24 protein-coding genes, 7 tRNA genes and 1 pseudogene are annotated in these 26345 nt (G+C 73.0%); 11 read left to right on the top strand and 21 right to left on the bottom strand.

All coding sequences use genetic code 11. The features are described from left to right. Positions 1 to 169 precede the first annotated feature (169 nt). From AB8Z75_RS11885 to pgsA, 4 genes and pseudogenes are all read right to left on the bottom strand, one after another. Positions 170 to 709: pseudogene (locus AB8Z75_RS11885) on the bottom strand (hypothetical protein); the annotation flags it as partial. Between the two features lie 57 nt (positions 710 to 766). After that, positions 767 to 1939: a glycosyltransferase family 4 protein gene (locus tag AB8Z75_RS11880; protein ID WP_369201442.1), complete on the bottom strand. Its 1173-nt coding sequence runs from the start codon at positions 1937 to 1939 to the stop codon at positions 767 to 769. Beyond that, entirely contained in the window at positions 1936 to 2853 is a 918-nt protein-coding gene (locus AB8Z75_RS11875; RefSeq protein ID WP_369201444.1) for a phosphatidylinositol mannoside acyltransferase, read from the bottom strand. Before AB8Z75_RS11875 ends, AB8Z75_RS11880 begins: the two co-directional genes overlap by 4 nt. 20 nt (positions 2854 to 2873) lie before the next feature. Then, the gene (gene pgsA / locus AB8Z75_RS11870; RefSeq protein ID WP_369201441.1) at positions 2874 to 3620 is read right to left on the bottom strand and encodes a phosphatidylinositol phosphate synthase; all 747 of its coding nucleotides are present in this window, start codon (positions 3618 to 3620) and stop codon (positions 2874 to 2876) included. A gap of 225 nt (positions 3621 to 3845) precedes the next feature. Between pgsA and AB8Z75_RS11865 the strand changes: the two genes are divergently transcribed. Both AB8Z75_RS11865 and AB8Z75_RS11860 read left to right on the top strand, forming a co-directional pair. After that, on the top strand, positions 3846 to 6062 hold the full coding sequence (locus AB8Z75_RS11865) for an elongation factor G-like protein EF-G2 (protein ID WP_369201440.1): 2217 nt from the start codon (positions 3846 to 3848) through the stop codon (positions 6060 to 6062). A 273-nt stretch (positions 6063 to 6335) separates the two neighbouring features. Next, entirely contained in the window at positions 6336 to 8015 is a 1680-nt protein-coding gene (locus tag AB8Z75_RS11860; RefSeq protein WP_369201439.1) for a hypothetical protein, read from the top strand. 99 nt (positions 8016 to 8114) lie between these two features. Here the strand turns inward: AB8Z75_RS11860 and AB8Z75_RS11855 are convergent, their stop codons facing one another. The 7 genes from AB8Z75_RS11855 to AB8Z75_RS11825 all read right to left on the bottom strand — a co-directional run bounded on the left by AB8Z75_RS11855 (position 8115) and on the right by AB8Z75_RS11825 (position 13185). Then, positions 8115 to 8654 carry an HIT domain-containing protein gene (locus AB8Z75_RS11855; RefSeq protein WP_369201438.1) on the bottom strand — a complete coding sequence of 180 codons (540 nt, stop codon included), beginning with the start codon at positions 8652 to 8654 and terminating at the stop codon, positions 8115 to 8117. Between the two features lie 124 nt (positions 8655 to 8778). After that, complete coding sequence (gene thrS, locus AB8Z75_RS11850) at positions 8779 to 10761, bottom strand: threonine--tRNA ligase (protein WP_369201437.1); 1983 nt, start codon at positions 10759 to 10761, stop codon at positions 8779 to 8781. A 147-nt stretch (positions 10762 to 10908) separates the two neighbouring features. Next, the gene (locus AB8Z75_RS11845; RefSeq protein WP_369201436.1) at positions 10909 to 11826 is read right to left on the bottom strand and encodes a hypothetical protein; all 918 of its coding nucleotides are present in this window, start codon (positions 11824 to 11826) and stop codon (positions 10909 to 10911) included. Between the two features lie 205 nt (positions 11827 to 12031). Continuing rightward, positions 12032 to 12103, bottom strand: a tRNA-Val gene (locus tag AB8Z75_RS11840). A gap of 51 nt (positions 12104 to 12154) precedes the next feature. Continuing rightward, positions 12155 to 12625 carry an SRPBCC family protein gene (locus tag AB8Z75_RS11835; protein WP_369201435.1) on the bottom strand — a complete coding sequence of 157 codons (471 nt, stop codon included), beginning with the start codon at positions 12623 to 12625 and terminating at the stop codon, positions 12155 to 12157. Between the two features lie 65 nt (positions 12626 to 12690). Then, a tRNA-Val gene (locus AB8Z75_RS11830) sits at positions 12691 to 12765 on the bottom strand. 72 nt (positions 12766 to 12837) lie between these two features. Beyond that, a complete protein-coding gene (locus AB8Z75_RS11825) occupies positions 12838 to 13185 on the bottom strand; it encodes a TIGR02611 family protein (protein WP_369201434.1) in 348 nt (115 codons plus the stop codon). Positions 13186 to 13405: 220 nt separating this feature from the next. Here AB8Z75_RS11825 and AB8Z75_RS11820 point away from each other — a divergent pair, with 220 nt between their 5' ends. Together AB8Z75_RS11820 and AB8Z75_RS11815 are read left to right on the top strand one after the other, a co-directional pair. Beyond that, entirely contained in the window at positions 13406 to 13819 is a 414-nt protein-coding gene (locus AB8Z75_RS11820; protein ID WP_016467747.1) for an SsgA family sporulation/cell division regulator, read from the top strand. A gap of 314 nt (positions 13820 to 14133) precedes the next feature. Continuing rightward, the gene (locus tag AB8Z75_RS11815) at positions 14134 to 14703 is read left to right on the top strand and encodes a CGNR zinc finger domain-containing protein (RefSeq protein WP_369201433.1); all 570 of its coding nucleotides are present in this window, start codon (positions 14134 to 14136) and stop codon (positions 14701 to 14703) included. A gap of 315 nt (positions 14704 to 15018) precedes the next feature. On the opposite strand, the gene AB8Z75_RS11810 is transcribed toward AB8Z75_RS11815, so the two are convergent. Beyond that, complete coding sequence (locus AB8Z75_RS11810; RefSeq protein WP_369201432.1) at positions 15019 to 15180, bottom strand: hypothetical protein; 162 nt, start codon at positions 15178 to 15180, stop codon at positions 15019 to 15021. Positions 15181 to 15318: 138 nt separating this feature from the next. Then, positions 15319 to 15804 (bottom strand): hypothetical protein, encoded by a 486-nt coding sequence (locus AB8Z75_RS11805; RefSeq protein ID WP_369201431.1) that lies wholly within the window; start codon positions 15802 to 15804, stop codon positions 15319 to 15321. 102 nt (positions 15805 to 15906) lie between these two features. On the opposite strand from AB8Z75_RS11805, the gene AB8Z75_RS11800 reads away from it, so the two are divergent. Next, positions 15907 to 16410, top strand: a complete 504-nt coding sequence (locus AB8Z75_RS11800) for a DsbA family protein (protein WP_369201430.1) — start codon at positions 15907 to 15909, stop codon at positions 16408 to 16410. Between the two features lie 9 nt (positions 16411 to 16419). On the opposite strand, the gene AB8Z75_RS11795 is transcribed toward AB8Z75_RS11800, so the two are convergent. From AB8Z75_RS11795 to AB8Z75_RS11785, 3 genes are all read right to left on the bottom strand, one after another. Then, complete coding sequence (locus AB8Z75_RS11795; protein ID WP_369201429.1) at positions 16420 to 17265, bottom strand: GNAT family N-acetyltransferase; 846 nt, start codon at positions 17263 to 17265, stop codon at positions 16420 to 16422. Between the two features lie 131 nt (positions 17266 to 17396). Beyond that, on the bottom strand, positions 17397 to 18218 hold the full coding sequence (locus AB8Z75_RS11790) for an aminotransferase class IV (protein WP_369201428.1): 822 nt from the start codon (positions 18216 to 18218) through the stop codon (positions 17397 to 17399). A 55-nt stretch (positions 18219 to 18273) separates the two neighbouring features. Continuing rightward, positions 18274 to 19365 (bottom strand): chorismate-binding protein, encoded by a 1092-nt coding sequence (locus tag AB8Z75_RS11785; RefSeq protein ID WP_369201427.1) that lies wholly within the window; start codon positions 19363 to 19365, stop codon positions 18274 to 18276. Between the two features lie 152 nt (positions 19366 to 19517). Here AB8Z75_RS11785 and AB8Z75_RS11780 point away from each other — a divergent pair. The 5 genes from AB8Z75_RS11780 (at position 19518) to AB8Z75_RS11760 (ending at position 19958) form a co-directional block, all read left to right on the top strand. Next, positions 19518 to 19590 (top strand) — tRNA-Gly (locus AB8Z75_RS11780). A 34-nt stretch (positions 19591 to 19624) separates the two neighbouring features. Further along, positions 19625 to 19698 (top strand) — tRNA-Cys (locus AB8Z75_RS11775). Position 19699: 1 nt separating this feature from the next. Next, positions 19700 to 19771: transfer RNA gene (locus AB8Z75_RS11770), tRNA-Val, on the top strand. Between the two features lie 39 nt (positions 19772 to 19810). Further along, positions 19811 to 19882, top strand: a tRNA-Val gene (locus tag AB8Z75_RS11765). A 1-nt stretch (position 19883) separates the two neighbouring features. Continuing rightward, positions 19884 to 19958: transfer RNA gene (locus AB8Z75_RS11760), tRNA-Val, on the top strand. Positions 19959 to 20027: 69 nt separating this feature from the next. On the opposite strand, the gene AB8Z75_RS11755 is transcribed toward AB8Z75_RS11760, so the two are convergent. From AB8Z75_RS11755 to AB8Z75_RS11745, 3 genes are all read right to left on the bottom strand, one after another. Continuing rightward, positions 20028 to 20321 (bottom strand): zf-TFIIB domain-containing protein, encoded by a 294-nt coding sequence (locus AB8Z75_RS11755; RefSeq protein WP_369201426.1) that lies wholly within the window; start codon positions 20319 to 20321, stop codon positions 20028 to 20030. 81 nt (positions 20322 to 20402) lie between these two features. Beyond that, positions 20403 to 21365 (bottom strand): phosphotransferase family protein, encoded by a 963-nt coding sequence (locus AB8Z75_RS11750; RefSeq protein ID WP_369201443.1) that lies wholly within the window; start codon positions 21363 to 21365, stop codon positions 20403 to 20405. Positions 21366 to 21630: 265 nt separating this feature from the next. Then, complete coding sequence (locus AB8Z75_RS11745) at positions 21631 to 21840, bottom strand: hypothetical protein (protein ID WP_369201425.1); 210 nt, start codon at positions 21838 to 21840, stop codon at positions 21631 to 21633. Between the two features lie 665 nt (positions 21841 to 22505). Between AB8Z75_RS11745 and AB8Z75_RS11740 the strand changes: the two genes are divergently transcribed. Continuing rightward, positions 22506 to 23987: a serine/threonine-protein kinase gene (locus tag AB8Z75_RS11740; RefSeq protein ID WP_369201424.1), complete on the top strand. Its 1482-nt coding sequence runs from the start codon at positions 22506 to 22508 to the stop codon at positions 23985 to 23987. A 40-nt stretch (positions 23988 to 24027) separates the two neighbouring features. Here the strand turns inward: AB8Z75_RS11740 and AB8Z75_RS11735 are convergent, their stop codons facing one another. After that, positions 24028 to 24873: a TrmH family RNA methyltransferase gene (locus AB8Z75_RS11735; protein WP_369201423.1), complete on the bottom strand. Its 846-nt coding sequence runs from the start codon at positions 24871 to 24873 to the stop codon at positions 24028 to 24030. A gap of 82 nt (positions 24874 to 24955) precedes the next feature. Further along, positions 24956 to 26221, bottom strand: a complete 1266-nt coding sequence (gene cobA / locus AB8Z75_RS11730) for a uroporphyrinogen-III C-methyltransferase (protein WP_369201422.1) — start codon at positions 26219 to 26221, stop codon at positions 24956 to 24958. Positions 26222 to 26345: the final 124 nt, after the last annotated feature.

Raw genomic sequence — 26345 nt, 5'->3', positions numbered from 1 at the left:
CTCAGCCTTCCGCGCCGCGCCCTTGCCCTGTGCCGTGGCCCTCGGTGCCGTGCCCTCCGGTGCCGTGCCCTCCGTTGCCGTGCCCCTCGCCCTCGGAGCCGGGCCCGCGGTCACCGCCGGGCTCCTGGGCGGCACCCGGGCCACCCGGTGCCGGGGCCGCGCCGTGCCCGCGGTCGGCCAGTACGGGGGGCGGTTCGTCGTCCATCTCGAAAGCCAGCGGGAAGGGGGCGTGCCCGGCCAGCCGGAACCAGCGCACCTTGCGGTGCCGGCGCAGCGCCCGCGCGGCGCGCACGGCGTCGTTGTGGAAGCGGCGGGCCATCGGGACCCGGCGTACGGCGGCGCCCAGTTCCTCGGCGGTCTCCGCGCCGCCGGGCGCCGCTCGTACCGCTGCCAGTTGCGCGCTCTCGGCGAAGACGGCACGCAGCGCCTGGCTCAGCTCGCTCTCGGCGACCTCGCGGTGGTCCTGTTCGGCCAGCCGCGCGTCGTGCGCGGCCTGGTAGAGCACCATCGACGCGGCGGGGTCGAGGACGCCCGCCGTGGCCAGCTCCTGGGCGATGGAGGCGCGGCGCAGCAGCCCGGCGTCCAGCGCCGCCCTGGCCGCGTCGATCCTGGCGTGCAGCCGGTCGAGGCGGCCCGCGGTCCAGCTCAGGTAGACGCCGACGAGCAGCAGCGCGACGACGATCCAGATGACGGTGGTGAGGGTCGGCATCGTGGGTATCGGGTCCTCGGGTCCGGGCCCTCGGCGGGCGGCGTGGCAGGGGGCGGGTCAGTCCCGCGCGAGGCCGAAGCGGGCGCGCAGCCCGGTGCGCTCGTCGGGGGCGACGGAGGCGGCGCCGTCGGTGACCGTCTCGTACACGGCCAGGACGTCGGCGCCGACGGTGGCCCAGTCGAACCGCCGCACGTGCCGCGCGCCTCTCCTCCGCAGATCGGCGCGGCGCCCGGGTTCCTGAAGCAGGGCGACGGTGCGGGCGGCGAGCGCCTCGGCGTCCTCGACGGGGAACAGTTCGCCGGCCTCTCCCCCGTCGAGCACCTGCTCGAAGGCGTCGAGGTCGGCGGCGAGCACCGGCGCCCCCGCGGACATGGCTTCCACCAGGATGATCCCGAAGGACTCGCCGCCGGTGTTGGGGGCCACGTACAGGTCGACACTGCGCAGCAGCCGGGCCTTGTCCTCGTCGCTGACCATGCCGAGGAAGACGACGTTGTCCCGCAGGGCGCGGGGCAGCCCCGCCACGGCCTCCTGCTCGTCGCCCCGGCCCGCCACCAGCAGGCGGGTGCCGGGGGCCTGCTCGACGATCGCCGGCAGCGCCTTCATCAGGACGGGGAGGCCCTTGCGCGGTTCGTCGATGCGGCCGATGAACCCGATCGTGTGAGCGCCGGGAGCGCCCTGCCACGCGGGCTTCGGCTCGGCGTCGGCGAAGAAGCGGACGTCCACGCCGTTGGGGATGGTCACCGCGTCCCCGCCCAGGTGCTCGACCAGGGTGCGGCGGGCGTACTCGCTCACCGCGATCCGCGCGCTGATCTTCTCCAGCGCGGGCTGCAGGATCGGGTACGCGGCGATCATCGCCCGCGAGCGCGGGTTCGAGGTGTGGAACGTGGCGACGATCGGCCCCTGCGCCGCCCAGCAGGCCAGCAGCGCGAGCGAGGGCGTGGCGGGCTCGTGGATGTGCAGGACGTGGAAGTCGCCGTCGTTGACCCAGCGCCGGACGCGGGCCGCCGAGAGGAAACCGAAGTTCAGCCGGGCCACCGAACCGTTGTACGGGACGGGTACGGCGCGGCCCGCGGAGACGACGTAGGAGGGCAGCGGTGTCTCGTCGTCCGACGGCGCGAGCACCGACACCTGGTGGCCGAGCCTGATCAGGTGTTCGGCCAGGTCCCGGACGTGGAACTGGACCCCCCCTGGCACGTCCCAGGAATAGGGGCAGACGATGCCGATCCTCATGTGCGGGCCTTCCCCGCGGGCTCCAGATCGGCGCTCCAGAAGCGCTGGAGCATGTGCCAGTCCGCCGGATGCGCGGCGATGCCGGCGGCGAAGGTGTCGGCCACGGTCTGCGTCATCGCGGCGACCCGCTCCCTGCGGCCCTCGATTCCGGGCACCGGGACGGGTGCGTGGACTCGGGCGTTCATGGCGGGCGAGACGTCGTCGTACCAGAGCGTGACGGGCAGCAACCGCGCCCCGGTCTGCTGGGCGAGCAGCGCGGGGCCCGCCGGCATCCGGGCGGCCTCGCCGAAGAAGGTGACCTCGATCCCGGTGGCCGACAGGTCGCGGTCCGCCACCAGGCAGACCAGGCCGCCCGCGCGCAGTCGGCGCGCCAGCGTGCCGAACGCGGTGGCGCCCCCGTGCGGCAGCACCTCCATGCCCAGGCTCTCCCGGTAGGCGACGAACCTGTCGTAGAGGCTCTCCGGCTTGAGGCGCTCCGCGACGGTGGTGAACCGGGTGCCGGTGGCGGTGACCGCCCAGGCCCCGGCCAGGTCCCAGTTCGCCAGGTGGGGCAGCGCCAGCACGACGCCACGGCCCGCGGCCAGCCCGTCGGTCAGATGGTGCAGGCCCTCGACGGAGACGCTGCGGATGAGCTGCTGCTCGCTGTAGGAGGGCAGCCGGAAGGACTCCATCCAGTAGCGCATGTAGGAGCGCATGCCCGCGTGCGAGAGCCGCCGCAACCGCGTGGGAGAGGCACCGGGGACGACGCGGGCCAGGTTGCTCTCCAGGCGGGTGACGCCCTTGCCCCTGCGGCGCCACGCCTCGTCGGCGATCCTTCGGCCCAGGGCCTGGGCGGCGGGCTCGGGCAGCTTCCTCACCCCGGCCCAGCCCAGCCCGTACAGCGAGTCGGTGAGCCGGTCCCGCAGCCCGCTCACCCGGCCCTCCTCCGCCCCGCTCACACCGTCCTCCGCTTCTCCTCGGCCTCGGCGGCTCCGGTGCCCGAGGACCCGCCGGTGCCCGAGGACCCGCCGGTGCCCGAAGACGCGCCGGTGCCCGCGGAGGCGTCCGTCTCGTCCACCTCGGCGGCCTCGCGGCGTACCGTCACCACCCGCTGTCCCAGGGTGATGGCGCTGCCGACCGCGACGACCCACAGCGCGATGGGCAGCAGGATGCCGATGTGGGGCACGCCGAAGGACTTCTCGAAGCCCGAGAAGCCCGCCAGCACCAGGGTGATCACCAGCCGCTCCGACCGCTCCACCAGGCCGTTGACGTCCACCGGCAGCCCGATGCTCTCGCCCCGCGCCTTGGTGTAGGAGACGACCTGCCCGCTCGCCAGGCAGAACAGCGTCACCGCGCACAGGGTCAGGTCGTCACCGCGCCCGGCGTACCACAGTGCGATCCCGCCGAAGACGGCCGCGTCCGCGACCCGGTCGAGCGTGGAGTCCAAGAACGCGCCCCAGCGGCTGGAGCGGCCCAGCTGACGCGCCATGTTGCCGTCGAGCATGTCCGAGAAGACGAACAGCGTGATGACGACGGTGCCCCAGAAGAACTCCCCCATCGGGTAGAAGACCAGGGCGCCCGCCGTCACCCCGGCCGTGCCGATCAGGGTGACGACGTCGGGGCTCACTCCCAGGCGCAGCAGCAGCGTGGCGAACGGGGTGAGGACACGCGTGAAGAAGGCACGCGCGTACTTGTTCAGCATGACCGTCCCTGGTACGTCGTGGGTGAGCCGGATGACGGTGTGGCCACCGGGTGGCCCATCGTAGCCACGCCAGGACAGCGCCCGGCGCACACGGTCGGGTAGTGCCGTGTTCCACGTATGGACGCTCGATGGCAGCGGTGGAAAGCTCGAAAAGAAACCGGTGGTCTTCGCGACCCCTCGGCCCCTCCAGCGTGCTCCAGCAGGTGACGACGGAAGGCGGGACACATGGCCGACAAAGCGAACGCACACCCCGGAGCCGCCGGCAGGGCAGCGGCGGCCGACCACCCCGCCGCGATACGCAACGTGGTGCTGGTCGGCCACAGCCAGGCCGGCAAGACGACTCTGGTCGAGTCCCTGGCACTCGCCTCGGGAGCGATCACGCGCGCGGGGCGGGTGGCGGACGGTACCTCCCTTAGCGACCACGACGAGATCGAGTACCGGCAGCAGCGCTCCGTACAGCTCGCGCTGGTGCCGCTCACGTGGAACGGCATCCGGATCAACCTCCTCGACACCCCCGGGTACGCGGACTTCGTCGGGGAGCTGCGGGCCGGCTTGCGGGCGGCGGATGCCGCCCTCTTCGTCGTTTCGGCCGCCGACGGGGTGGACGGGTCGACCCGGCTGGTGTGGCAGGAGTGCGCGGCCGTCGGCATGCCGCGCGCCCTGGTGGTCACCCACCTCGACGCGGCCCGCGCCGACTTCGACGAGATGGCCGCCGTCTGCCAGGACGTGCTCGGCGGCGACGACCCGGACGCCGTCATCCCCCTCTACCTGCCTGTCCTGGGCGAACGGCAAGCCGACGGAAGCGCCCCGCTCACCGGACTGGCCGGGCTCCTCACGCAGCGGCTGTTCGACTACAGCGGCGGGCAGCGCACCGAACGCGAACCCGGCGAAGGGCAGTTGCCCCGGCTGACGGAGGCCAGGAACCGGCTGATCGAGGCCATCATCGCGCAGAGCGAGGACGAGACGCTCATGGACCGCTATCTCGGCGGCGAGGAGTGCGACGTCAAAACGCTCATCGCGGACCTGGAGAAGGCCGTGGCGCGTGGCGTCTTCCACCCGGTGCTGCCCGCCGCACCCGCCGACGGCAGCGCCCGCCAGTGCCTGGGCAGCGTCGAGCTGCTGGAGCTGATCACCGGCGGGTTCCCCACCCCGGACGAGCACGGCATCCCCGCGGTCACCACCCCGGAGGGCTCCGCGCGGCCCGCGCTGACCTGCGACCCGGACGGCCCGCTGGCCGCCGAGGTCGTCAAGACCTCGTCCGACCCCTACGTCGGCCGCGTCTCGCTCGTGCGCGTCTTCTCCGGCACCTTGCGGCCCGACGCGACCGTGCACGTCTCCGGGCACGGGACGGCCGACGGCGGACCCGAGGCCCCCGCCCTCCACGAGGCGGACGAGCGCATCGGTGCGCTGTCCGCACCGTTCGGCAAACAGCTGCGGCCCCTGGAGGCGGCCATCGCGGGCGATCTCGCCAGCGTGGCCAGGCTGGGCCGCGCCGAGACCGGCGACACGCTCTCCTCCCTGGACGCACCGCTGCTGATGGCGCCCTGGGCGATGCCCGACCCGCTGCTGCCCGTCGCCATCGAGGCGCACAGCAAGGCCGACGAGGACAAGCTCTCCCACGGCCTGGCCCGGCTGGTGGCCGAGGACCCCACGATGCGGCTCGAACAGAACCCCGACACCCACCAGCTCGTCCTGTGGTGCATGGGCGAGGCGCACCGGGACGTCGCCGTGGAGCGGTTGCGCTCCCGGTTCGGCGTGCGGGTGGACACCGTGGCGCACCGGGTGCCGCTGCGTGAGACGTTCGCCTCGTCCGTCACCGGGCGCGGGCGGCACGTCAAACAGTCCGGCGGGCACGGGCAGTACGCGATCTGCGAGCTGACCGTCGAACCGCTCGCGACCGGTTCCGGCATCGAGTTCGTCGACAAGGTGGTGGGCGGTGCGGTACCGCGTCAGTTCATCCCTTCGGTGGAGAAGGGCGTCCGCGCCCAGGCCGCCAAGGGGGTCGCCGCGGGCTACCCGCTGGTGGACGTGCGGGTCACCCTCTTCGACGGCAAGGCGCACTCCGTCGACTCCTCCGACGCGGCGTTCCAGACGGCCGGCGCGCTGGCCCTGCGCGAGTGCGCCTCCCGGGCGAGCATCCACCTGCTGGAACCGGTGGCCGAGGTGGAGGTCACCGTGCCCGACTCCTACGTGGGCGCCGTGATGAGCGACCTGTCCTCCCGCCGGGGCCGGGTGCTGGGCACCGAGCAGGCCGCCGCGGGCAGCACGTCGGTGCGCGCCTGCGTGCCCGAGATCGAGATCAGCCGGTACGCGGTCGACCTGCGTTCCATGTCGCACGGCACGGGGCGCTTCGCTCGCACGTACGCGCGGCACGAGCCGATGCCGCAGCAGCAGGCCGCCCGCATCCTCCAGGAGGAAGCAGCCGCGGGCAGCCGTCGCTGAGCGAGCGTCACCGAGAGCGGGCAGCCGTCGCGGAGAGGACCCGCAGAGAGCGGGCAGCGGTCGCTGAGCGGGCGTCGCTCGCGAGGGCGGTCGTGGAGTCGACGTCGCTGAGAAGGACGGTCGCTGGAACAGGCGGTCGCTGGGAGCGGCTTGGCTGAGGCAAGATGTGTGCCGACCATGGCAGTTGGGAAGCCGTCGTGGTCGGCGGCATTTCACCGGGCCGACGCCGGGCCCGCGGTGCCGTGAGCCAGATCCGAGCGGAGTGGGGGCCCAGTGGCCGGTTTCGACGACCTCAGCAGCCAGACCGACGCGGCATCCGACTTCAGCCCGGGCGCCCAGGTCCCGCTCTCGGGGCCTGGCCAGGGCGGTCAGACGGCGGCGTCGCAGGCGCTGGCCTCGGCCGCCTACCGCGACGACGAGGTGGAGAAGTTGGTCGCGGCCAACCCCGAAGCCGGCTTCAAGAAACCGAAACTCTCCCTTTTCGAGCCGAACCTGGGCGAGGCCTACGCGCGCGCTGTCCAGACCCGGCTGCTCGGCGGGGCGCGGGCGCCCCTCATCCAGTCCTTCGGGATCGAACCGCAGACCGTGGTCGAGCACTGCCTGGCCGCCACGCGCGTGCGCAAGCAGCGCGACGCCCGGCTGTCGCTGGTGATGGCCGTCTTCGGGCTCCTGTTCCTGCCCGGGGTGCTGCTGTGGCTGCTGGCCTTCCAGATGCGCCGCCTGATCGCCGGATCCAAGGACCGGCGGGCGGGAGCCATCGGGTGGGTGGTGCTGGTCGCCGTCGGCGCGCTGGTGGTCCTCTTCGCCGTCCTGCTGCCCTTCACCGGCTTCCTGGGCATCTATCTGCGGGCCATGCTGGTGGTCCCGCTGCTCGGCGGCCTGTGGGCCAAGCAGATCTGCGAGCGCTACGCCAAGGACCTGCGAAGCCGCTGGGAGAGCCTGCTGGGCGGTACCGGGGTCGGCGCCAAGATCCCCGAGGCCGTGCCGCAGGACCCCGGTGACGCCGGTGCCGAACGCATCCGCCTCGGCCTGGCCAAGGTGGCGGCCGAGCAGGCCAGCAACCTCGTCTACTACGCGGGCCCCAAGGGCATACTGGGCATGGGCACCCGCTGGGGCAGTTGGCAGCTCGCCGAGGAACTGATCCCCGCCAAGGACGGCGAGGACATCAACCCCTTCCGCAGCTGGGACGTCATCCGCGCCATCCACGACCAGCTCCGCATGCTGGAGCGCGGCCCCCTGCACACCGGCGGCTTCCCCGCACCCTCGATACGGCACTGGGTCGTCTCCCCCATCGCCGAGGGGGCCAAGGCGGTCAAGCGCCCCGAGGGCCAGGAGGTCGAGGGCTACCGCATCAAGGACTTCGAGATACAGCGCATCTGCAACGAGCAGCAGTTCGGCGCCGGCAACCGGCACTACCTGGGCGTCCAGTTCGTGCTCTGGGACGGCCAGTTGGTCATCACCCTGCTGATCACGGTCACCGTGCTGCACCACACGCTGCGCATCGAGGTCACAGGACACGCGCTGGGCCCGGTGGACGGGCTGTTCACCAGCGGCCCGAAGGCCAAGACCAAGGAGGTCTCCAAGAGCGTGAAGTTCTGGGAGACCCGCACCGTCAACCTGCCGCTGGTGGAGTCCAAGGAGGTCGTACGGCTGGCGGCGCGCGCGCCCTTCACCTGGTTCCCGCCCGTCCTGGACTTCCTCGGCGGCAAGCTCAGCCTGCCCGAGCCGTTCGGGCTGCGGCACGCGTGGGCGAAGAAGCCGTGGCGGCACCGGTTCATGGCCGACGACGCGATGCGCGCTGCGACGCCCGTCCTGCGGGTCGTGCACGCGGCGGCCATCCGGGTGCTGGAGGAGAACGGCTGCAACGTGGAGAAGTTCGGCAGCCGTTCGCTCAACCTCAGCGCGGCGGTGCAGGACGCCAAGCCGTCCAAGGCCGACGTCTACGACGCGTAGTCGATGCGCACGCGCCGCAGCCGTCGCCTACGACGCGCAGTCGCCGCCTACGGTGTGTAGCCGAGGTCTACGGCGCGTCGGAGCGGTGCTCGACGACGGTCACCAGGCCTCGGCCAGCATCGCCCTGGTGTCCGCGAGGAGCTGGGGCAGGACGCGGGTGTGGCCGACCACCGGCATGAAATTGGTGTCCCCGCCCCAGCGGGGCACCACGTGCTGGTGCAGGTGCGCGGCGATCCCGGCGCCCGCGACGGAGCCCTGGTTGATGCCCAGGTTGAAGCCGTGCGCCCCGGACACCCGGCGCAGCACGGTCATCGCCCGCTTGGTGAACTCGGCCAGCTCCAAGGTCTCGGCCTCGTCCAGCTCGGTGTAGTCGGCGAGATGCCGGAACGGGACGGTCATCATGTGCCCGCCGTTGTACGGGTAGAGGTTGAGCACCGCGTAGACGTGCTCGCCGCGGGCGATGATCAGGCCGTCCTCGTCGGACTTCTCCGGAATGGAGCAGAAGGGGCAGCCGTCCTCGGCGCCGGGACCGCTCGGCTTGTTCTCGCCCTGGATGTAGGCCATCCGGTGGGGGGTCCACAGGCGCTGGAACGCGTCCGGCGCCCCCACTCCGATCTGCTGCTCCGGCTCACTCGTCATGTCCGCCAGCTTATGCGCCTGGCAGCGCCTGACACGAGGAGGGGGCGGCCCGACGGGCCGCCCCCTCCTGCGCTCCGGAACCTGTGCACCGCACGTGCGCCCGGCTGCGGCGCTCCCGGGCCGGCTACACCTGGACGCGGCGCTCCACCGCGTCGAGGATCTCCCTGATCGCTTCTTCCTGGGGGATGCCGTTCTTCTGCGAGCCGTCCCGGTACCGGAAGGAGACCGCGCCGGCTGCCACGTCCTCGTCGCCCGCGATGACCATGAAGGGGGTCTTCGCCTTCTGGGCGTTGCGGATCTTCTTCTGCATCCGGTCCGACGAGGAGTCGACCTCCATCCGCAGCCCCTTGGCCTTCGCGGCGGCGGCGAACTCCGCCAGATACGGCACGTGGTCGTCGCCGATCGGGATGCCGACGGCCTGGACGGGCGCGAGCCAGGCCGGGAAGGCGCCCGCGTAGTGCTCCAGCAGGACGGCGAAGAACCGCTCGATGGAGCCGAAGAGCGCGCGGTGGATCATCACCGGCTGCTGCCGGGAGCCGTCGGCTGCGGTGTACTCCAGCCCGAAGCGCTGCGGCTGCTGGAAGTCGACCTGGATCGTCGACATCTGCCAGGTGCGGCCGATGGCGTCCCGCGCCTGGACGGAGATCTTGGGCCCGTAGAAGGCCGCACCGCCCGGGTCCATGACCAGGTCGAGGCCCTGTTTGCCGGCCGCCTGGCGCAGCGCCTCAGTGGCCTCCTCCCACTCCTCGTCGGTGCCCAGGAACTTGTCCGACTCGGGGTCGCGGGTGGACAGCTCCAGGTAGAAGTCGGACAGGCCGTAGTCGCGGAGCAGGTTCAGGACGAAGGTGAGCAGGTTGTCCAGCTCGTCCGGCATCTGCTCCTTGGTGCAGTAGATGTGCGAGTCGTCCTGGGTGAAGCCGCGGGCGCGGGTCAGCCCGTGCACGACACCGGACTTCTCGTAGCGGTACACGGTGCCGAACTCGAAGAGCCGCAGCGGAAGCTCCCGGTAGGAGCGGCCCCGCGCCCGGAAGATCAGGTTGTGCATCGGGCAGTTCATCGCCTTGAGGCGGTAGTTCTGCTCGTCGAACTCCAGCGGCGGGAACATGCCGTCCGCGTAGTGCGGCAGGTGCCCGGAGATCTCGAACAGCCGCTCCTTGGTGATGTGCGGCGTGTTGACGAACTCGTACCCCGACTCCTCGTGCCGCTTGCGCGAGTAGTCCTCCATCACCTTGCGGACGACACCGCCCTTGGGGTGGAAGACGGCGAGGCCCGAGCCGAGCTCCTCGGGGATGGAGAAGAGGTCCAGTTCGGTGCCGAGCTTGCGGTGGTCGCGCTTCTCCGCCTCGGCGAGGAACTCCAGGTACTGCTTGAGCTCGTCCTTGGTCGGCCACGCGGTGCCGTAGATGCGCTGGAGCTGCGGGTTCTTCTCGGAGCCCCGCCAGTACGCGGCTGCCGACCGCATCAGCTTGAAGGCGGGGATCAGCCGGGTGGAGGGCAGGTGCGGGCCCCGGCACAGGTCCTTCCAGCACAGCTCGCCGCTCTTGGCGTCGAGGTTGTCGTAGATGGTCAGCTCGCCGGAGCCGACCTCCGCCGAGGCCCCGTCGGCGGCGCCTGCCGCGTTGCCCTTGAGGCCGATCAGCTCCAGCTTGTACGGCTCGTCCGCCAGCTCCTCGCGGGCGTCCTCGTCACTGGTGACGCGGCGGGAGAAGCGCTGCCCCTGCTTCTGGATCTGCTGCATCTTCTTCTCGATGCGCTTGAGATCGTCGGGGGTGAAGGGCTCGGCGACGTCGAAGTCGTAGTAGAAGCCGTCCTTGATGGGCGGGCCGATGCCGAGCTTGGCCTCGGGGAAGAGCTCCTGGACGGCCTGCGCCATCACGTGCGCCGTGGAGTGGCGCAGGATGTCCAGTCCGTCGTCGCTGGTGATCTCGACGGGCTCGACCTCGTCGCCGTCGGCAGGCTGGTAGGCGAGGTCCTTGAGTTCGCCGCCGACGCGGACGGCCACGACGGAACGCTCGCCCTCGAAGAGCGCGGCGGCCGTCGTGCCCGTCGTCACCACGCGCTCTTCCCGCTCGGAATCGCGTTGGATGGTCACACGGGCATCTGACACCGGTCTCTCCTGACTCTCACCTGGGGTACGCGGTCGCCGCCGCGCCGAGCGCGCGGAGTGGGGCCGCGCGCTCGAATCGTACCGAGCCACCGGGCCCGACCGCGAAACGGTCACCCGGCTCCGCCCCGGCTCGCAGGCGGGTCCCGCTCAGCCGCCCAGTCCGCGTTCGAAGGCGTCGAGGTCGCCCCGCAGCCGCTTGAGCAGCCGCTCGCGGGCGGGCTCGGGGACGGGCACGGGTGCGACGTCCCGGACGCCGCTGACGCGCCGGAAGCCGCCCCTGCTCTCCAGCAGCCCCCTGATCCGCAGGGGCAGCCCGGCCAGGTGGGCGTGGACGGCGAGGCGGTAGTCCTCCTCGTCGAGCCGGGCACGGACCTGCGTGACCTCGGCCCCCGCGAGGACGTCCATCCGCACCGATCCTGGCCCGTCCGGGCCCGCGCGCCGCAGACGCACGACGGTTCCGGTCACGCGTACGGGGACGGAGGGCTCGGTGCGTACGTAGTGCCTCCCCGCCTCTTCGAGGGCGGGGAGGTCGTGCGGGGCGAAGCGGAACGGTTCGGGGCGCGGCTCCCAGCCGTCGGGCGTCCCGGCCGTGCACGACCAGCCGAGCCGGATGTGCACGCCTTCCGTGCCGCGCAGCAACTGGCACAGCGACTCGGTCAGTTCGGCGCAGCAGCCGTGGGCGACCGCGGCGTCGAAGTGTTCGAGGCCGCCGGTGGCCCGGTAGCCGCGTGCGGCGTCCACAGCGGCGCGCAGCGCCCGGCCCAGCACGACGGCCGCACGGGGCCCACTCGGGCCCGGTGGCGGCAGGAGGGCCGTCAGGCGGCACCCCGCGTCCTGCGCCCCGGACCCCTCGTCGAAGCGCGCGCGTGCGACCAGCGCGTCGGCTCGGCGCTCGCCCCTGGCGCCGTGGTAGCCGGCGCGGCGGTGGGCGGCGAGGGCGGTCGCGCGCAGCATGGCGCGGGCGGCGGTGCCCAGCTTCTGCCGGGCTCGCCAGGTGGCTGCCGCGTTGCTCGCGGGCAGTTCGCGTCCGCAGTGGACTTCGTCGTCGTCGGCGGCGACTCGCATCACGCTCTCCGTGTACCGGTCCCTCTGCCCTTCTCCTGACCGGGCGGGGGCGCCGCAAACGGCCGGTGTGCCGCAGAGGACGGGCAGCGCGGAGGGCGGTCGGCGCGGAGGGCGGTCGGCGCGGAGGTCGATCAGCGTGGAGGCACACCAAGAAGGCCGGCCCGTCCTGTGACGGTCCGGCCTCGGGTGGAACAGCAACTCGGGGTGGGCGATACTGGGTTCGAACCAGTGACCTCTTCGGTGTGAACGAAGCGCTCTCCCACTGAGCTAATCGCCCCGGGTGTCGCGCCGGTTGCCCGGCGGCACGTGCAGAACCATACAGTGCGGCTCACTCTTCATCCAAACCCCTTTCGAGCAGGGCCCGCAGACGGCGCTCGCCGGCCCGCATCATCACCGTGTGGTTGGCGGCCAGCAAGGGCTTCGCGGGGAGGGCGAGGAGGCGCAGCAGCCGGTCGCGCACGTCCACCTCCTGCTCGAAGAGCGCGAGGGTGCCGTCGCCGTCGGCCCGTATCGTCCAGCGGGCCCAGCCGTCCAGGTCACCGCGCATGGCGATCTCCAGTATCCCGGACGCCGGGTCCCGGCAGACGGTGCGGAGAGTCACGGTGAGCACATAGGGAAGCACGGAGCGGATGCGGGCCGTGCCACTGTCCTCGCCGGTCCGGGTCAGCGAGCGGACCTGCGGCCACCAGCGCGGGTACCTCTCGGCGCGCTCGAGCACGGCATAGACGCGTGCGGGGGACGCCGCCAGCCGCCAGGCGCTGCGGAAGCGGTAGTGGTTCAGCGGCGCGGCGCGGCCCAATGCGTGCCCCTTCCACGACGCGACCGGGGCCCGGAAGCATACGGCTTCCGGGCCCCGGTGCACGGTGGTGGGCGATACTGGGTTCGAACCAGTGACCTCTTCGGTGTGAACGAAGCGCTCTCCCGCTGAGCTAATCGCCCGTTGGCGGGCTCAACATTACCGCATGTCAGAGGGTGCTCCTGACCAGCCGACGGCCGACCGGGGACGACGGTTCAGGAGTCCTGCCCGGCCTCGCGCCGGACACGTTTGCGCTCCTTGCGGGCGGCGCGGCGTTCCTTCAGCCAGCGGGTGCCCTCGTGGTACTGACGTTTCGTCCACCGCAGGACGTGCTGCGCCCAGACGAACTCGGTCCCCCACACCGCCATACCGGCGAAGATCACCAGCCACCCGGGCCCCGGGAGGGGCAACATGATGACTCCGGCGACCACGATGGCCAGACCGACCAGGAATATCCCGGCGCGCCAGCTCATGTGGAGCGTCCTGGAGGCCTTGATGAAGTCGGGCGCGCGTGAGCCGAGCGGTTTGTCCGCCGGTTCTTCCTCACGGGTGTCAAGTGGCATTGCGTCACTCTCCGCACTCATGGTGGACAAGGTACCCGACCCCTTCCGGGTAGGGCGGTTCACTCGATCGGCCCCACTTCTCAAACCTACAAGATCCGTATGAAGGATTCGATTCCGGGCAAATCAGTCAGAGGGGTTTACAACCGGCGCGTAGGTGGCATGTCGATTGCGCCGACGTGCGAATCCCCGAGCGCACACTGAGCGAAAGGCCCTGGCGCTTATGAACACAACGGTGAGCTGCGAGCTGCACCTGCGCCTCGTTGTTTCGAGCGAGTCCTCGCTGCCTGTACCAGCGGGCCTGCGGTACGACACGGCGGACCCCTACGCCGTACACGCCACCTTCCATACCGGTGCCGAGGAGACCGTGGAGTGGGTCTTCGCCCGCGATCTCCTGGCCGAAGGCCTCCACCGGCCGACCGGCACCGGGGACGTCCGAGTCTGGCCGTCCCGCAGCCACGGGCAGGCCGTGGCGTGCATCGCCCTCAGCTCCCCGGAGGGCGAGGCCCTGCTCGAGGCCCCGGCGCGGGCACTGGAATCCTTCCTCAAGCGAACCGACGCGGCCGTGCCGCCCGGTACCGAGCACCGTCACTTCGACCTCGACACAGAGCTCTCGCACATCCTCGCCGAGAGCTGAGACCGCCGGTTCCCGCGACCGTCCGACTCGGGGCGACGGTTCGCGGGCCCGGCAGCCGTGTGCCACGGCACCACTTCGTGTAACGGCACACTGCGACGCCGCCGCCGCGTACTCGTACGTGGCGGCGGCGTCGCTGCGTCACGGCACGGCACGTCACGTCAGGTCACGTCATGCTGCGTCACGTCACGTCGCGCCCCGCGGGGGCCGGCGGGAACCGGCACGGGCTGGAGAGCGTTCGACACGGACGGGAGCGACTACGCTCTCGGAGCGGTAGCCGGAGGATGTTCCCGGACACGGCAGGAGCGGAGCGGCCCGTGCAGATCAACCACGACACCCGGTGCGCACTCGATCAGGTGGTCGGGCTGCTGAACACCATGGCGGACGGGGAGACCCCCGACACGCTGGTGTCCGTGGCCGACCTGCGGGCCTTCGTCGAGAGCCGCGACGTCAGCGGTGTCGACACGCTCACCGAGGGCGACCTGAGCGCCGTCAGGGCCGTCCGGGAACGCTTCGCGCAGGTGTTCGCGGCCCCCGAGGCACGCACGGCTGCCCGGCTGATCAACGCGCTGGTCGCGAAGGCAGGCACGACGCCGCAGCTCACCGACCACGACGACTACGACTGGCACGTCCACTACTTCGCCCCCGGCGCCTCCCTCGCCCAGCACCTCGCCGCCGACGGGGGCATGGCACTGGCGTTCGTCCTGGTCTCGGGCGAGCGCGACAGGCTGCGGCGCTGCGAGGCGCCCGACTGCCGGCGCGCCTTCGTGGACCTGTCCCGCAACCGGTCACGCCGCTACTGCGACAGCCGCACCTGCGGCAACCGCCTGCACGTCGCCGCCTACCGCGCCCGGCAGCGCGAGTCGGCCGAAGCCCCGCAGGGCTGAGCCCGCGCACCACCGCGCGGCCCGGCCACTCGCAGCGGGCACGCGCGGCGGACAAGAGCGCCCATCGCAGCAGCCGGGCCCTCGCCGCTGCGCAAGGCCGGACGCTCGCAGACCGCCGCCGGGCGGCGCGCAGGTCGCCGACTGCCCGGGCGGCACGCACGGCATCGCTGCCCGGGCGGCGCGCAGGTCGCCGACTGCCCGGGCGGCACGCACGGCGTCGCTGCCCGGGTGGCGCACACGCCGTCGCTGCTCGGGCGGCGCGTACCTGGCCGGCTGATCAGTCAGCGCGTACATCGTCGGCTGCTCGGGCGGCGTTCACAGGAACAGCAGGTCGTGCGCTGCGGCGGCACCGATCAGCACCGCGATCACGGCGAGGAACAGCATCAGCGGTGGTTGGGAGAGTGCGTACAGGCATCCCCTGGGTTCGGGGGGCGGCAGCTCGTCGAGCTCGACCGAGGAGTCCGGCGTCGTGTCCATCTCGCCGTGATCATGTCCCAGCCCCCCGGGACGGCCACGACCACGCGCCCCCCTTCGCGTGGAAGGCTGCGAAAAGTCCGGTATGGCCAGCGCTGCCGTGCTAAGGCACGAGAGCGTCGGATGCCGGACTTCTCGCTGTCAGATGCCGTGCTTCTTGAGGATCTCCTCGATGTCGGAGAAGTCCTCGCCGTCGGAGGCCTGCGTCTTCCTCCGCTGGTCGGCCGGCGGGGTGGACAGCGCCGGGGCACCGGCGGTGGACCCGGCCGAGCGCGGCTTCTTCTCCCTCTCCCGGGGCTGCTTGTCCCGTCCGCTGGGCTGCTTGGCGGGCTTGCCCGCAGATCTTGCGGAGGCCACGCGGGCGACGACCCACAGGACGACGGCGCAGGCCAGCACGGCGAAGCCCGCCCAGACCGTGGGCTTGAGCACCAGATCGGCCGCCCAGCCGCCGAAGGCCCTGCCGATCTTGCCGCCGAGCCCGACCAGCCCGGACATCGCGAGTCCGACCGGCACCAGCGCGACGGCGGCGATGCGCGTCGCGGCGGCGAAGCGGCGGCGCCAGGCGGTGAGGAAGGCGATGGCCAGGCCCGCGGCGGAGAGAGCGGCGCAGACGGTCGTGGTGAGCATGCCCCCATCGTGGCACCAGGCGGGCTGCCGCGGCCACGGCTCGACCCGGGTTCAGGGAGATCTCGGGGTCGGGGCCCTCCTTGGGGCTGAGAGACTGGCCCCATGGACAACACCCACCCCCCGGTCACCCTCGACGTGTGGTGCGAGCTGCAGTGCCCCGACTGCCATCGGGCCGGCAGCGACCTGCGGGCGCTGCGCGAGCGGTACGGCGACGCACTGGAGATCCGGCTGCGGCACTTCCCCCTGGAGAAGCACAAGCACGCCTACGCCGCCGCGCAGGCGTTCGAGGAGGCCTACGAGCAGGGCAGGGGAGACGCCTATGCCGAGGCGGTGCTGGCACGCACCGCCGAGTTGGGCGCGCGCGGCGAGGAACTGCTCGTGGAGGTGGCGGGGGAACTCGGCCTGGACACCGGCGAGGTGGAGTCCGCCCTGATCGACGGCCGCCACCTGCTGGCGGTGGACGCCGACCAGGCCGAGGGCAAGGCGATCGGTGTGACGGGTACCCCGACCTACGTCATCGACGGGGAGCGGCTGGACGGCGGCAAGAGCCAGGAGGGCTTGCGGGAGCGCATCGAGGAGATCACCGACCGGCTCCTCGCGGGCTGAACGGCGCCGCTACAGCAGCTCCTTGGCGTAGAACCGCTCCACGGTGCGGTAGCCGAGCGAGGTGTAGAGCCGCACGGCGGGCGTGTTGTCCGTGAAGACGTTCAGTCCGAGGCGCGGTGCGCTCCGTTCGAGGCACTCGTGCTCGGCCGCCCGCATCAGCGTGCGCCCGTGCCCCGCCCCGCGCCGCGCGGGGTCGACGTTGACGTCGAAGACCCAGGCGTCCACGTCGCCGCGGGGCAGCGCGGTGAAGGCCAGCCACATCGAGCCGACGTCGGCGCCGTCGCAGGTCAGGATGCGGAGCACGGCTTCCTTCGTCGCGGCGCCGTCCGGCAGCCGGGCCAGCCGCGCCGCCTCGGACCCGGCCGCCGCCTGGGCGGGGGTGAGGCCGCGGGCGACCATGCCGCTGATGTAGGTCGCGGCGGACGCCTCCCACCACGCCGGGAACTCCTCGTCCTTCATCGGCCGGGCCTCGCTGCCTGGCGGCAGCGCGGGGCGCTCGCGGAGTTCCTTGATCATGTGCCGGCTGCGCTCCCCGTAGCCGAGAGCGGTCAGCAGGCGGTCGCCCGGGGTCCGTTCCTCGGCCGCCGCCGCGATCCGGGCCTCCACGTGGGTGCAGCCCCAGCCGCGCAGGATCTCTTCGGCGGCCAGCGCGGCGACGGTGCCCCTGCCCCGCCGCCGGTCCCCCTCCTCGACGTGCAGGTGCTCGATCGTGCCGAACGGAGGTCCGGACTCGCGGGGCCCGAGGAGGCCGACGGAGCCCGCCGGCCGGGAGTTGACACGGATTTCGTACGCGCAGGAGCGTCTGCCCTCGGCGTCGCGGCTTTCGGGCCCGGTGGGGCGCAGCGTTGTCGTCACGCCCTGGTTCTACCTGCCGACGACGGGACCCGCCACCGAATTCACGGGACGACGTCGGCCACGTTCACGGACGACGCCGGCCGCGTTCACGGGTCGATGTCGGCCGCTTTCACGGGACGAGCCGGCCGCGTTCACGGGTCGATGTCGGCCGCGGAGCGCTCCTCGAAGACCCGCATCGCCTTGCTGGTCACCGGCCCCGGAGCGCCCGGGAGGGCGCGCCCGTCCAGCCGGGCGACGGCCTGGACGTCACGCAGGCTGGACGTCACGAAGATCTCCTCGGCCCGCTCGAGCGCCTCCATGGGCAGCTCCGTCTCCCGTGCGCCCGTCCACTCGAGGACGAGGGCGCGGGTGATGCCGGCCAGACAGCCCGACGTCAGCGGCGGGGTGTGCAGTTCGCCGTCGAGGACGAGGAAGACGTTGGAGCCCGTGCCCTCGCACAGCTGTCCGTGTGTGTTGGGGAACAGGGCCTCGGTGGCGGCCTGTTGCCTGGCCCGCGCCAGGGCCACGACGTTCTCGGCGTACGAGGTGGTCTTCAGCCCGGCGATCGCGCCGCGCTCGTTGCGGGTCCACGGGACGGTGACGACGGAGGTCGTGTCCGGCCTGCGGGTGGCCTCGCCGAGGGCGACGACGAGCGTCGGGCCCGCCTCGCCGCGGTCCGAGCCGAGCGGGGAGAGGCCGCCTGTGTAGGTGATCCGCAGCCGGCCGTAGGGCATCGGGTTCGCCTCGACCACCGCACCGCAGGCGCGGCGCACCTCGTCCAGGTCGGGCTCGGGCAGGCCGAGACCGCGCGCGGAGGACGCCAGGCGGTGCAGGTGCCGGGTGAGGGCGAAGGGGGTGCCGTCGGCGGTCTTGACGGTTTCGAAGACGCCGTCGCCGACCGTCAGTCCGTGGTCGAGCACGGAGACGTTCGCGCTGTGGGCGTCCCGCAGGCCGCCGTCGAGCCAGATCTTCACTGCTGTTCACCTCAGGGAGCCTGCCAGGGGCCGCTTCGTCACCGGGCGGGCACGGTCATGGGCCGGTGCGCACGTCCGCTGGTCGTGGCGCGGTCTCGTCTTCTTCGTACTCCCCCGACGCTACCGCGAGCAGCCGGGAAGCCTTCAGCTCGGTCTCCCGCCACTCCGCCTCCGGCTCCGAGTCCCAGATGATCCCGGCGCCCGCGCCGAAGCGCAGCAGGGCGCGCGGATACTCGCGTTCGATCCAGAACGTCCGTATGCCGACGGCCAGCTCGCCGACGCCGCGGTCGGCGTCGACCCATCCGACGCCGCCGGTGTAGGGGCCGCGCGGCGCCGCCTCCAGCGCGTCGATCAGGCGCAGGGCGCTCGACTTGGGCGCGCCGGTGATGGAACCCGGCGGGAAGGTGTCCTCCAGCAGCCGTGCCCACGGCCGCTTCGTGTCCTGGGGCAGTTCACCGCGGACCGTGGAGACCAGGTGGACCAGTCCGCGGTACGGCTCGGCCGAGCACAGGGCCGGGACGGTGACGGAGCCCGGGGCGCAGACCCGGCCCAGGTCGTTGCGGACCAGGTCGGTGATCATCACGTTCTCGGCCCGTTCCTTGTCCCCCAGGTCCGCCGCGGAACGGGCGGTTCCCTTGATGGGCCCCGACTCGACGGTCTGCCCTTCCCTGCGCAGGTACAGCTCCGGCGAGGCGGTGGCGATCTCGATGCCGTGGGCGGGGAGGCGGATGGTCCCGGCGTAGGCCGCGGGCGTGCCCTGGGCGAGCCGGGCGGTGAGCTGGTCGATGTCGCAGGCCCGCGGGGACGGGTCGGGCAGCGGCGCGGACAGCACACGGCAGAGGTTGACCTGGTAGACGTCGCCGGTGGCGATCGCCGCGCGGATGCGCCGTACCCCTTCCGTGTACGCGGCGTGATCCAGGGAACTCACCCAGTCCGTCGGGGCCGGCCCCTGCCAGCGCCCTGGCACCGGCGTCGGCAGCGGCGCGGCGCGTACGTCTCCGAAACGGGCGCAGCGCAGGCCCCCCTCGTAGTCGGCGACCACGGCCCACCAGCCCGTCGAGTCGAGGGCTTCGGGGTCGCTGGTGACGTCGCGCAGGTCGGTGGCGAGGTACCCGCCCAAGCGGGCGAGCGGGGTCAGATCGGACACGGCGCCGAGTCTATGGGGGCCGCCCGGCGGCCACGCTGCGGAAACGGAATTTGAGCTGGCCCGGGAATCCGCTAAAGTTCAACACGTCGCCGCGGCGCGCAAGCGCTCCGGAGGCGAGGCACCTGCCAGATCACGGTCTCACGCGGGCGCCTGCGGACGTGGCTCAGTTGGTAGAGCATCACCTTGCCAAGGTGAGGGTCGCGAGTTCGAATCTCGTCGTCCGCTCGATGTGGGGGCTCTTCCCGGGACCCCCGCACTCGGTGGAGTGGCCGAGAGGCGAGGCAACGGCCTGCAAAGCCGTCTACACGGGTTCAAATCCCGTCTCCACCTCCAAGGACGATTAGCTCAGCGGGAGAGCGCTTCCCTGACACGGAAGAGGTCACTGGTTCAATCCCAGTATCGTCCACCGGGTCCGCGAGGACCTCGGGGTTCTTTTCGGCCCCACGCGCGGTTAGCTCAGCGGGAGAGCGCTTCCCTGACACGGAAGAGGTCACTGGTTCAATCCCAGTACCGCGCACGGACGATTAGCTCAGCGGGAGAGCGCTTCCCTGACACGGAAGAGGTCACTGGTTCAATCCCAGTATCGTCCACCAGCTCGCGAGAAGGGCCCCGGTCGGTCGGCCGGGGCCCTTCTCGTACTCCCGCTCGGCAAGAGCCGGGGGTCAGGACGAGAAGAGCATCCGCCCGAAGCCCCCGTGACGGCCACCGTGGTGCCCGTGATGACCGTGGTGCCCGTGCGAGCCGTGATGCGGGGCACCCCAGGCCGGACCCGACGGGTACGCCTGCCCAGCGGGCGGCGGCGGAGGTGCGGACTGCGTCCACTGCGCCTCCATCCTGGTGAGGGCCTCCAGCTCACCGTAGTCGAGGAAGATTCCCCGGCAGTTGGCGCACTGTTCTATCTGCACGCCGTTGCGGTTGTACGTGTGCATGGGCGCACCGCACTTCGGACACATCATTTGCCTGCTCCCTCTCTACCCGTGCCCGGTGGCCGGGGGCCGGCCTCGGATGCCGACAGGACCCGCCGGGCGGGCACCACCCTACGGCCCCTGAGGTGCGGGGAGTTCGGCCTGGTCGGCAACGGCCGCCATCCGCGCGCAGGCAGCCACGCAGGCCTCCTCCGCCTCGTCGAGAACACGGCCGGCGGCACGCGCCTTGGCGACGCCGAGCGCGGCGCTCTGCACCGTCACAGCACGCGCCGGGGCGTCCAGCAACGGCCACGGGTCCGCCTCAGCGAGCCCTCCCCCGGCACCGGCACCGGCAGCGCGCACGGTGTGCAAGGTGCGCACGTAGGCGCCGAGGAAACGCTCCCACTCGTCGGGCGGCAGGAGACCGGTGGCGTACCAGCAGGCGGGCCGGCCCAGATCCCAGGCCGGATCGCCGAGGCCGAGGTCGTCGACGTCGATGAGACACCAGGTGCCCCTTCCCACCGGGTGGCGGACCAGCTGCCCCAGATGGAAGTCACCGTGGCACACGGCGGTGGCGCGGGGCGGCGGCTCCTCGCCGCGGCACCAGGCCGGAAGCACCGCCCACGCCTCCTCCACCGAGCGGGCCGCCGCCCTGAGGGCGCTCCCGGGGGCGCTCCGCATGCGGGCCAGGGCCCGTGCCGCCTTCGCCGGGCCCCGCATCGGCGGCAGGGGGCCCGGAAGGCCGCCGGGCGCCGGAAGGGGCGCCGCGTGCAGACGGGCCAGCAGGCTGCCCGCCGCCTCCCAGGGGGCCGCCCCGGGATCTTCCGGGTCCACGGGGGTCCCGTACGGCCAGACGCTGGCGGTCCTGCCGCTCGGCAGCAGCACAGGCCCGCAGCCGGGAAGCGGGGCGAGCAGCACGCCCGCGTACGGTTCGGCTGCCGCGACGGCGAGCCTGACGGCGAGCGCCCCCGCCGACGCATCGGGATCATGCGCCTTGGCGACCCGGCCCCCGACGCGTACGACGGTCCCGTCGGCCCGCTCGGCCAGCACCTCACCGTCCGCCCCGCCCGCCAGCCGCGCGAGTGCCCTGCGCAGCGCGGGGTCGGCGGCTTTGTGGTCGTACACCGGCACGGGCACGGGGAAACTCCCTGAACGACGGGGCTCCACAGCCTACGGCCCGCTCCCTGGACCCGGCGCGGTGATGCGGGTCCGCCCGTCCGCCGCGCAGGTGTCACAGCGCGGAGGCCCGGGCAGCTCCCCAGCTGCCCGGGCCTCTTGCCGTCCGCCGCACCCCCGTCCCCACGGGGCTGTTACCACCGGAAGTCCCCGACCCGGTCCGCTCCACCGGGCCCGGGGCCGCTCAGGACCCCAGCATTCCGGCAACGGACGACGCCTGTTCCAGGACCATCCGGCCCCAGCCCGATACGAGGCCGAGGAGGAGGGCGAGCGGCAGCACCATGGCGGCTGCCACCAGCGGATGGCGCCGCCCACCGGGACGGGTGCCCGAACCGGTCAGTGCCGACGGCTTCCCCTTCCCTGCGGGCGCTGTGCGCCCGGCGGTGTGCGCCATGATCCGCTCCTGTCGTCGAATGGGGCGGCGGACGTCTGACCTGGGAGTTGGGGCCTCCCCCGGCCCGCCAGGGCCGAGGGAAGAGTGCTGCGTTCGCCGCTTGACCACCACATTAGGCACGGGCGTGACCAGCGGCGTCATGCGCGCGTACCGACTGAGGGGCCTCCCGCAGGATGACGTGGTGCCACGCCGCCTACTCCCCAGGGTGGAGACGCGCTCCGGTTTCCCGGGGTCTTCCCCCAGGGGGTATCGCACGGCCGCGCCTCCACGGGTGAGTTCGCTCACTCCGCGGTGCCTGCCGCTCCCCCGTCGAGCCGTGTCGCGGGCGGGGGCCGCGGCGGGGCCTGCGGGGTGCCCGGCCCGGCCTGGGCACGGCGGGCGTTCCGCACCGTGCCGGCTCTCGCCCCGTCAATCCCCGTGCCGGACAGGTGGCTTGGGGGCGGCGCGGCAGGGCGCGCGGGCGCACGGGACCGGCGCGTTCCGCTGACTCGCCTCCGTCCGTCGTGCCCTGACATTCCGTCTGCCGCCGCGTGCGCGGCCTATCGTCGCCACACGGCGGCAGTCCGTAAGCTGTCGTCGTCAGACGGACCGGTCAGCGGGTGGGCCTCCCACCGGGCGCCGGAGGCGGGGCCCGCCCCGCCGGACACCGGAGGTAGGGAACGGACATGGCGATGATGCGGCTCCGGCGAGAGGACCCGCGAGTCGTCGGCTCGTTCAGGCTTCACCGCCGCCTGGGGGCCGGCGGCATGGGCGTGGTCTACCTGGGTTCCGACCGGCGTGGCCAGCGGGTGGCGCTGAAGGTCATCCGTCCTGATCTCGCCGAGGACCAGGAGTTCCGCTCCCGTTTCGCGCGGGAGGTGTCGGCCGCACGGCGCATCCGCGGCGGGTGCACGGCCCGGCTGGTGGCCGCCGATCTGGAGGCCGACCGCCCCTGGTTCGCCACCCAGTACGTGCCCGGGCCCTCGCTGCACGACAAGGTGACCGAGGGCGGGCCGCTGCCCGCCTCGCAGGTGGCCTCGATCGGGGCCGCCCTCGCCGAGGGGCTGGTCGCCGTGCACGAGGCGGGGGTCGTGCACCGGGACCTGAAGCCGTCGAACATCCTGCTCTCCCCCAAGGGCCCGCGCATCATCGACTTCGGCATCGCCTGGGCGACGGGGGCCAGCACCCTCACCCACGTCGGTACCGCCGTCGGGTCCCCGGGGTTCCTGGCGCCCGAGCAGGTGCGGGGCGCGGCGGTGACCCCCGCGACCGACGTGTTCGCGCTGGGCGCGACGCTGGCGTACGCGGCGACGGCGGACTCCCCGTTCGGGCAAGGCAGTTCGGACATCATGCTCTACCGGGTGGTGCACGAGGAGCCGCAGCTCGACGACGTGCACGCGGCGCTGGCCCCTCTCGTCCACGCCTGTCTGGTCAAGTCGCCGGAGGACCGGCCGAGCACGTTGCAGCTCTCGCTCCGGCTCAAGGAGATCGCGGCGCGCGAGGCGCGCGGACTGACCGACAGCGGTGAGACGGCCGGGCCTGGCGGCGGCTGGGCCGGGGGGGCCGGGCGGCCAGGACCCGGTGCCCGCCCGGTGCCCGGCGGGCGGCGGGAGCCGCTGTCGGGCGAGCGGCGGGCCCGTGACCACGCCCAGCAGCGGACCCAGCGGGACGGCTCGGGCCGGGGGCGGGACCCAGTGGCGGGCCCGCCTCGGGCCACCGCTCCGCGCTCCGCCCGTGCGACTCCGGCGGGATCCGCCCGCTCGCGGATGTCCCGGCCCGCACGGGACGCCGGCTATCCGACGGGGAGCGGGGGGCACGAGCGCGCGGTGCGCCGCCCCGCCGGTCCTCCGCCGCCCCGCGGCGCGGAGCGTGGCGGCGGGGAGCGCGGCGGCGCGGAGCGGTCCGGGAGCGGCCGTTCCACGAGCGCACGCCAGAGCCCCCCGCGCGGCCCCCGCCAGGAGGGCGGCGGCCGTCCGCGGTCGGGGCCCAGCCCGGCGGCCCGCAAGCGACGGCTGCTGCGCCAGCGGCTCATCGTCTTCGTCGTGGTCACCCTGCTGGTCGCTCTGGGGATCGCCGCGGCCCAGGGCTGCGAGGGCCCCACCCGCGGCCTGGGCCACGTCACCGAACGGGTGCCCGCGGCGGCACCGTCGCCGCCGCAGGGCGGTTAGGGCCCCTGGCCAGTCCCAGCCCTTCCCAGCCCTTCCCGCCCTACCTCGCTATCGCGTAGAAGGCGACGGCGGCGGCTGCGCCCACGTTGAGGGAATCGACTCCGTGGGCCATCGGGATGCGGACCCAGTCGTCGGCGGCGCGCAGAGCACGGGAGGTCAGTCCGCTGCCCTCGGCGCCCAGCATCAGCGCCGCTCGCCGGTCGCCGCCCAGGTCCACTGTGTCGAGCGGAACGGCCTTCTCGTCGGGGGTGAGCGCCAGCAGTTGGAACCCGGCGTCCCGCACCGTCTCCAGGCCGCGGGGCCAGCTGTCCAGGCGCGCGTACGGCACGGCGAACACGGCGCCCATCGACACCTTGACCGAGCGGCGGTAGAGCGGATCGGCGCAGTCGGGCGACAGCAGGACGGCGTCCATGCCGAGCGCCGCGGCGCTGCGGAAGATGGCACCGATGTTGGTGTGGTCGTTCACCGACTCCATGATGACGACGCGGCGGGCGGCGGCCAGCAGCCCCTCGGGCGTGGGCAGCGGCTTGCGCTGCATGGACGCGAGGGCGCCACGGTGCACGTGGTATCCGGTGACGCGCTCGGCCAGCTCGGGGCTGACGGCGTAGACGGGGGCGGGCACCTCGTCGATGACGTCGCCCATGGTGTCGAGCCACTTGGCGGAGAGCAGCATCGAACGCATCTCGTACCCGGCGTGCAGGGCGCGGCGGATGACCTTCTCCCCCTCCGCGATGAACAACCCCTCGGCCGGCTCGCGCCTGCGGCGCAGCTCGACGTCGGTCAGCCCCGTGTAGTCGGCGAGACGGGGGTCGTCGGCGCGCTCGACGGTGACGAGCTTGTCCGTCGGCGGTTGCTGGGGTGTTCCGGGGGAGGATGCGGTAGCCACGGGCCGATACTGCCTTGTCGTGCTCGAAGTGCCAATGCGTCTCTACCGCCGCGTACGGCGGGGGGTTCTCCTGCCGGGAGGGTCACTCCGCGTCGTCGGGGCGCGGGTTCACGGCCACGACGTCGCCGATGACGACGACCGCCGGAGGGCGTACGCCCTCGGCTGCCGCCCGCTCGGCGGCCGTGGCCAAGGTGGCGTCCACGCGGCGCTCGGTGGCCATGGTGCCCTCCTGGATCATGGCCACCGGAGTCTCGTCGGGCCGGCCGTGCGCGCGGAGGGCGGCGGCGATGGCCCCGAGGTTCTCGACGGCCATCAGGAGCACGAGCGTGCCGCGCAGCCTGGCGAGCGCCTGCCAGTCCACCAACGAGCGGGGGTCGTCCGGTGCGACATGGCCGCTGACCACGGTGAACTCGTGGGCGACGCCCCGGTGGGTGACGGGGATGCCGACCGCGCCCGGCACGCTGACGGAGCTGGAGATGCCGGGCACGACGGTGACCTCGACGCCTTCCGCGGCGAGTTGCCGCGCCTCCTCCATGCCGCGCCCGAAGACGAAGGGGTCGCCGCCCTTGAGCCGTACGACGGCCCTGCCCGCCTTGGCGTGTTCGACCAGGACGGCGTTGATGGCCTCCTGCGCCATGGCGCGGCCGTACGGGATCTTCGCGGCGTCGATGATCTCGACGTGCGGCGGCAGCTCGTCGAGCAGGTCGCGCGGGCCGAGCCGGTCGGCGACGACGACGTCGGCCTCCGCCAGCAGGCGGCGGCCCCGCACCGTGATCAGGTCGGGGTCGCCCGGCCCCCCGCCGACCAGGGCGACGCCTCCGGTGCGGGGGCCGCGCTGCCCGGTGACGAGGGTGCCGTCGCCCAGGCGGGCGACGATGGCGTCACGTATCGCCGCCGACCTGCGCGGATCGCGGCCCGCCGCGCCGTGCACCCCACTGGTGAGGACGGCGACGGTCAGGCCGTCGCTGCGGCCGGTCGCCGGCGTCCAGGCGGTCCCCTCATCCGCGTCGTCGGCCCGTACGCACCAGACGCGGCGGGACTCGGCCTCGGCCGTGATGGCCGCGTTGACGGCCGGATCGTCGGTGGCGGCCAACGCGTACCAGGCCTCGGCCAGATCCCCCTCCCGATAGCCGCGGCGCTCCCAGGTGATCTCGCCGCCGGTGGCCATCGCCTCCACCGACGGTGTCACCTGCGGGGCGACGACCGTGACGCGCGCGCCGGCCACCAGCAGCGCGGGCAGACGACGCTGGGCGACGCCACCGCCGCCGACGAGCACGACCCGGCGCCCGGCCAGGCGGAGTCCTACGGGGTAGGCGGGGGTGGCGGAGTCGCCGGGGTTCACAGGCATCGGGGACGGCATCCTTCTCGGGGTCGGGCCGACTCGCGGGGCCGAGCCGACGGCGAGCCGCTGCGGCGGTGGAGCGGCCGGGACGGAGGGGCAGGGGAACAGCCTATGCGGAGCCGGCCAGTGC

Origin of the sequence: Streptomyces sp. PU-14G (genome assembly GCF_041028275.1) — a bacterium.
Lineage (GTDB): Bacteria > Actinomycetota > Actinomycetes > Streptomycetales > Streptomycetaceae > Streptomyces.
This window is presented reverse-complemented; position numbering and strand designations above follow the sequence as displayed.

What these genes read in the sequence shown, in the direction of transcription:
- cobA (WP_369201422.1), bottom strand. Translation starts at nt 26,221, where the DNA reads ATGCCTGTGAACCCCGGCGACTCCGCCACCCCCGCCTACCCCGTAGGA.
- AB8Z75_RS11755 (WP_369201426.1), bottom strand. Translation starts at nt 20,321, where the DNA reads ATGATGTGTCCGAAGTGCGGTGCGCCCATGCACACGTACAACCGCAAC.
- AB8Z75_RS11745 (WP_369201425.1), bottom strand. Translation starts at nt 21,840, where the DNA reads ATGGCGCACACCGCCGGGCGCACAGCGCCCGCAGGGAAGGGGAAGCCG.
- pgsA (WP_369201441.1), bottom strand. Translation starts at nt 3,620, where the DNA reads ATGCTGAACAAGTACGCGCGTGCCTTCTTCACGCGTGTCCTCACCCCG.
- AB8Z75_RS11855 (WP_369201438.1), bottom strand. Translation starts at nt 8,654, where the DNA reads ATGACGAGTGAGCCGGAGCAGCAGATCGGAGTGGGGGCGCCGGACGCG.
- AB8Z75_RS11820 (WP_016467747.1), top strand. Translation starts at nt 13,406, where the DNA reads ATGAACACAACGGTGAGCTGCGAGCTGCACCTGCGCCTCGTTGTTTCG.
- AB8Z75_RS11805 (WP_369201431.1), bottom strand. Translation starts at nt 15,804, where the DNA reads ATGCTCACCACGACCGTCTGCGCCGCTCTCTCCGCCGCGGGCCTGGCC.
- AB8Z75_RS11880 (WP_369201442.1), bottom strand. Translation starts at nt 1,939, where the DNA reads ATGAGGATCGGCATCGTCTGCCCCTATTCCTGGGACGTGCCAGGGGGG.
- AB8Z75_RS11740 (WP_369201424.1), top strand. Translation starts at nt 22,506, where the DNA reads ATGGCGATGATGCGGCTCCGGCGAGAGGACCCGCGAGTCGTCGGCTCG.
- AB8Z75_RS11845 (WP_369201436.1), bottom strand. Translation starts at nt 11,826, where the DNA reads ATGCGAGTCGCCGCCGACGACGACGAAGTCCACTGCGGACGCGAACTG.
- AB8Z75_RS11800 (WP_369201430.1), top strand. Translation starts at nt 15,907, where the DNA reads ATGGACAACACCCACCCCCCGGTCACCCTCGACGTGTGGTGCGAGCTG.
- AB8Z75_RS11810 (WP_369201432.1), bottom strand. Translation starts at nt 15,180, where the DNA reads ATGGACACGACGCCGGACTCCTCGGTCGAGCTCGACGAGCTGCCGCCC.
- AB8Z75_RS11825 (WP_369201434.1), bottom strand. Translation starts at nt 13,185, where the DNA reads ATGCCACTTGACACCCGTGAGGAAGAACCGGCGGACAAACCGCTCGGC.
- AB8Z75_RS11865 (WP_369201440.1), top strand. Translation starts at nt 3,846, where the DNA reads ATGGCCGACAAAGCGAACGCACACCCCGGAGCCGCCGGCAGGGCAGCG.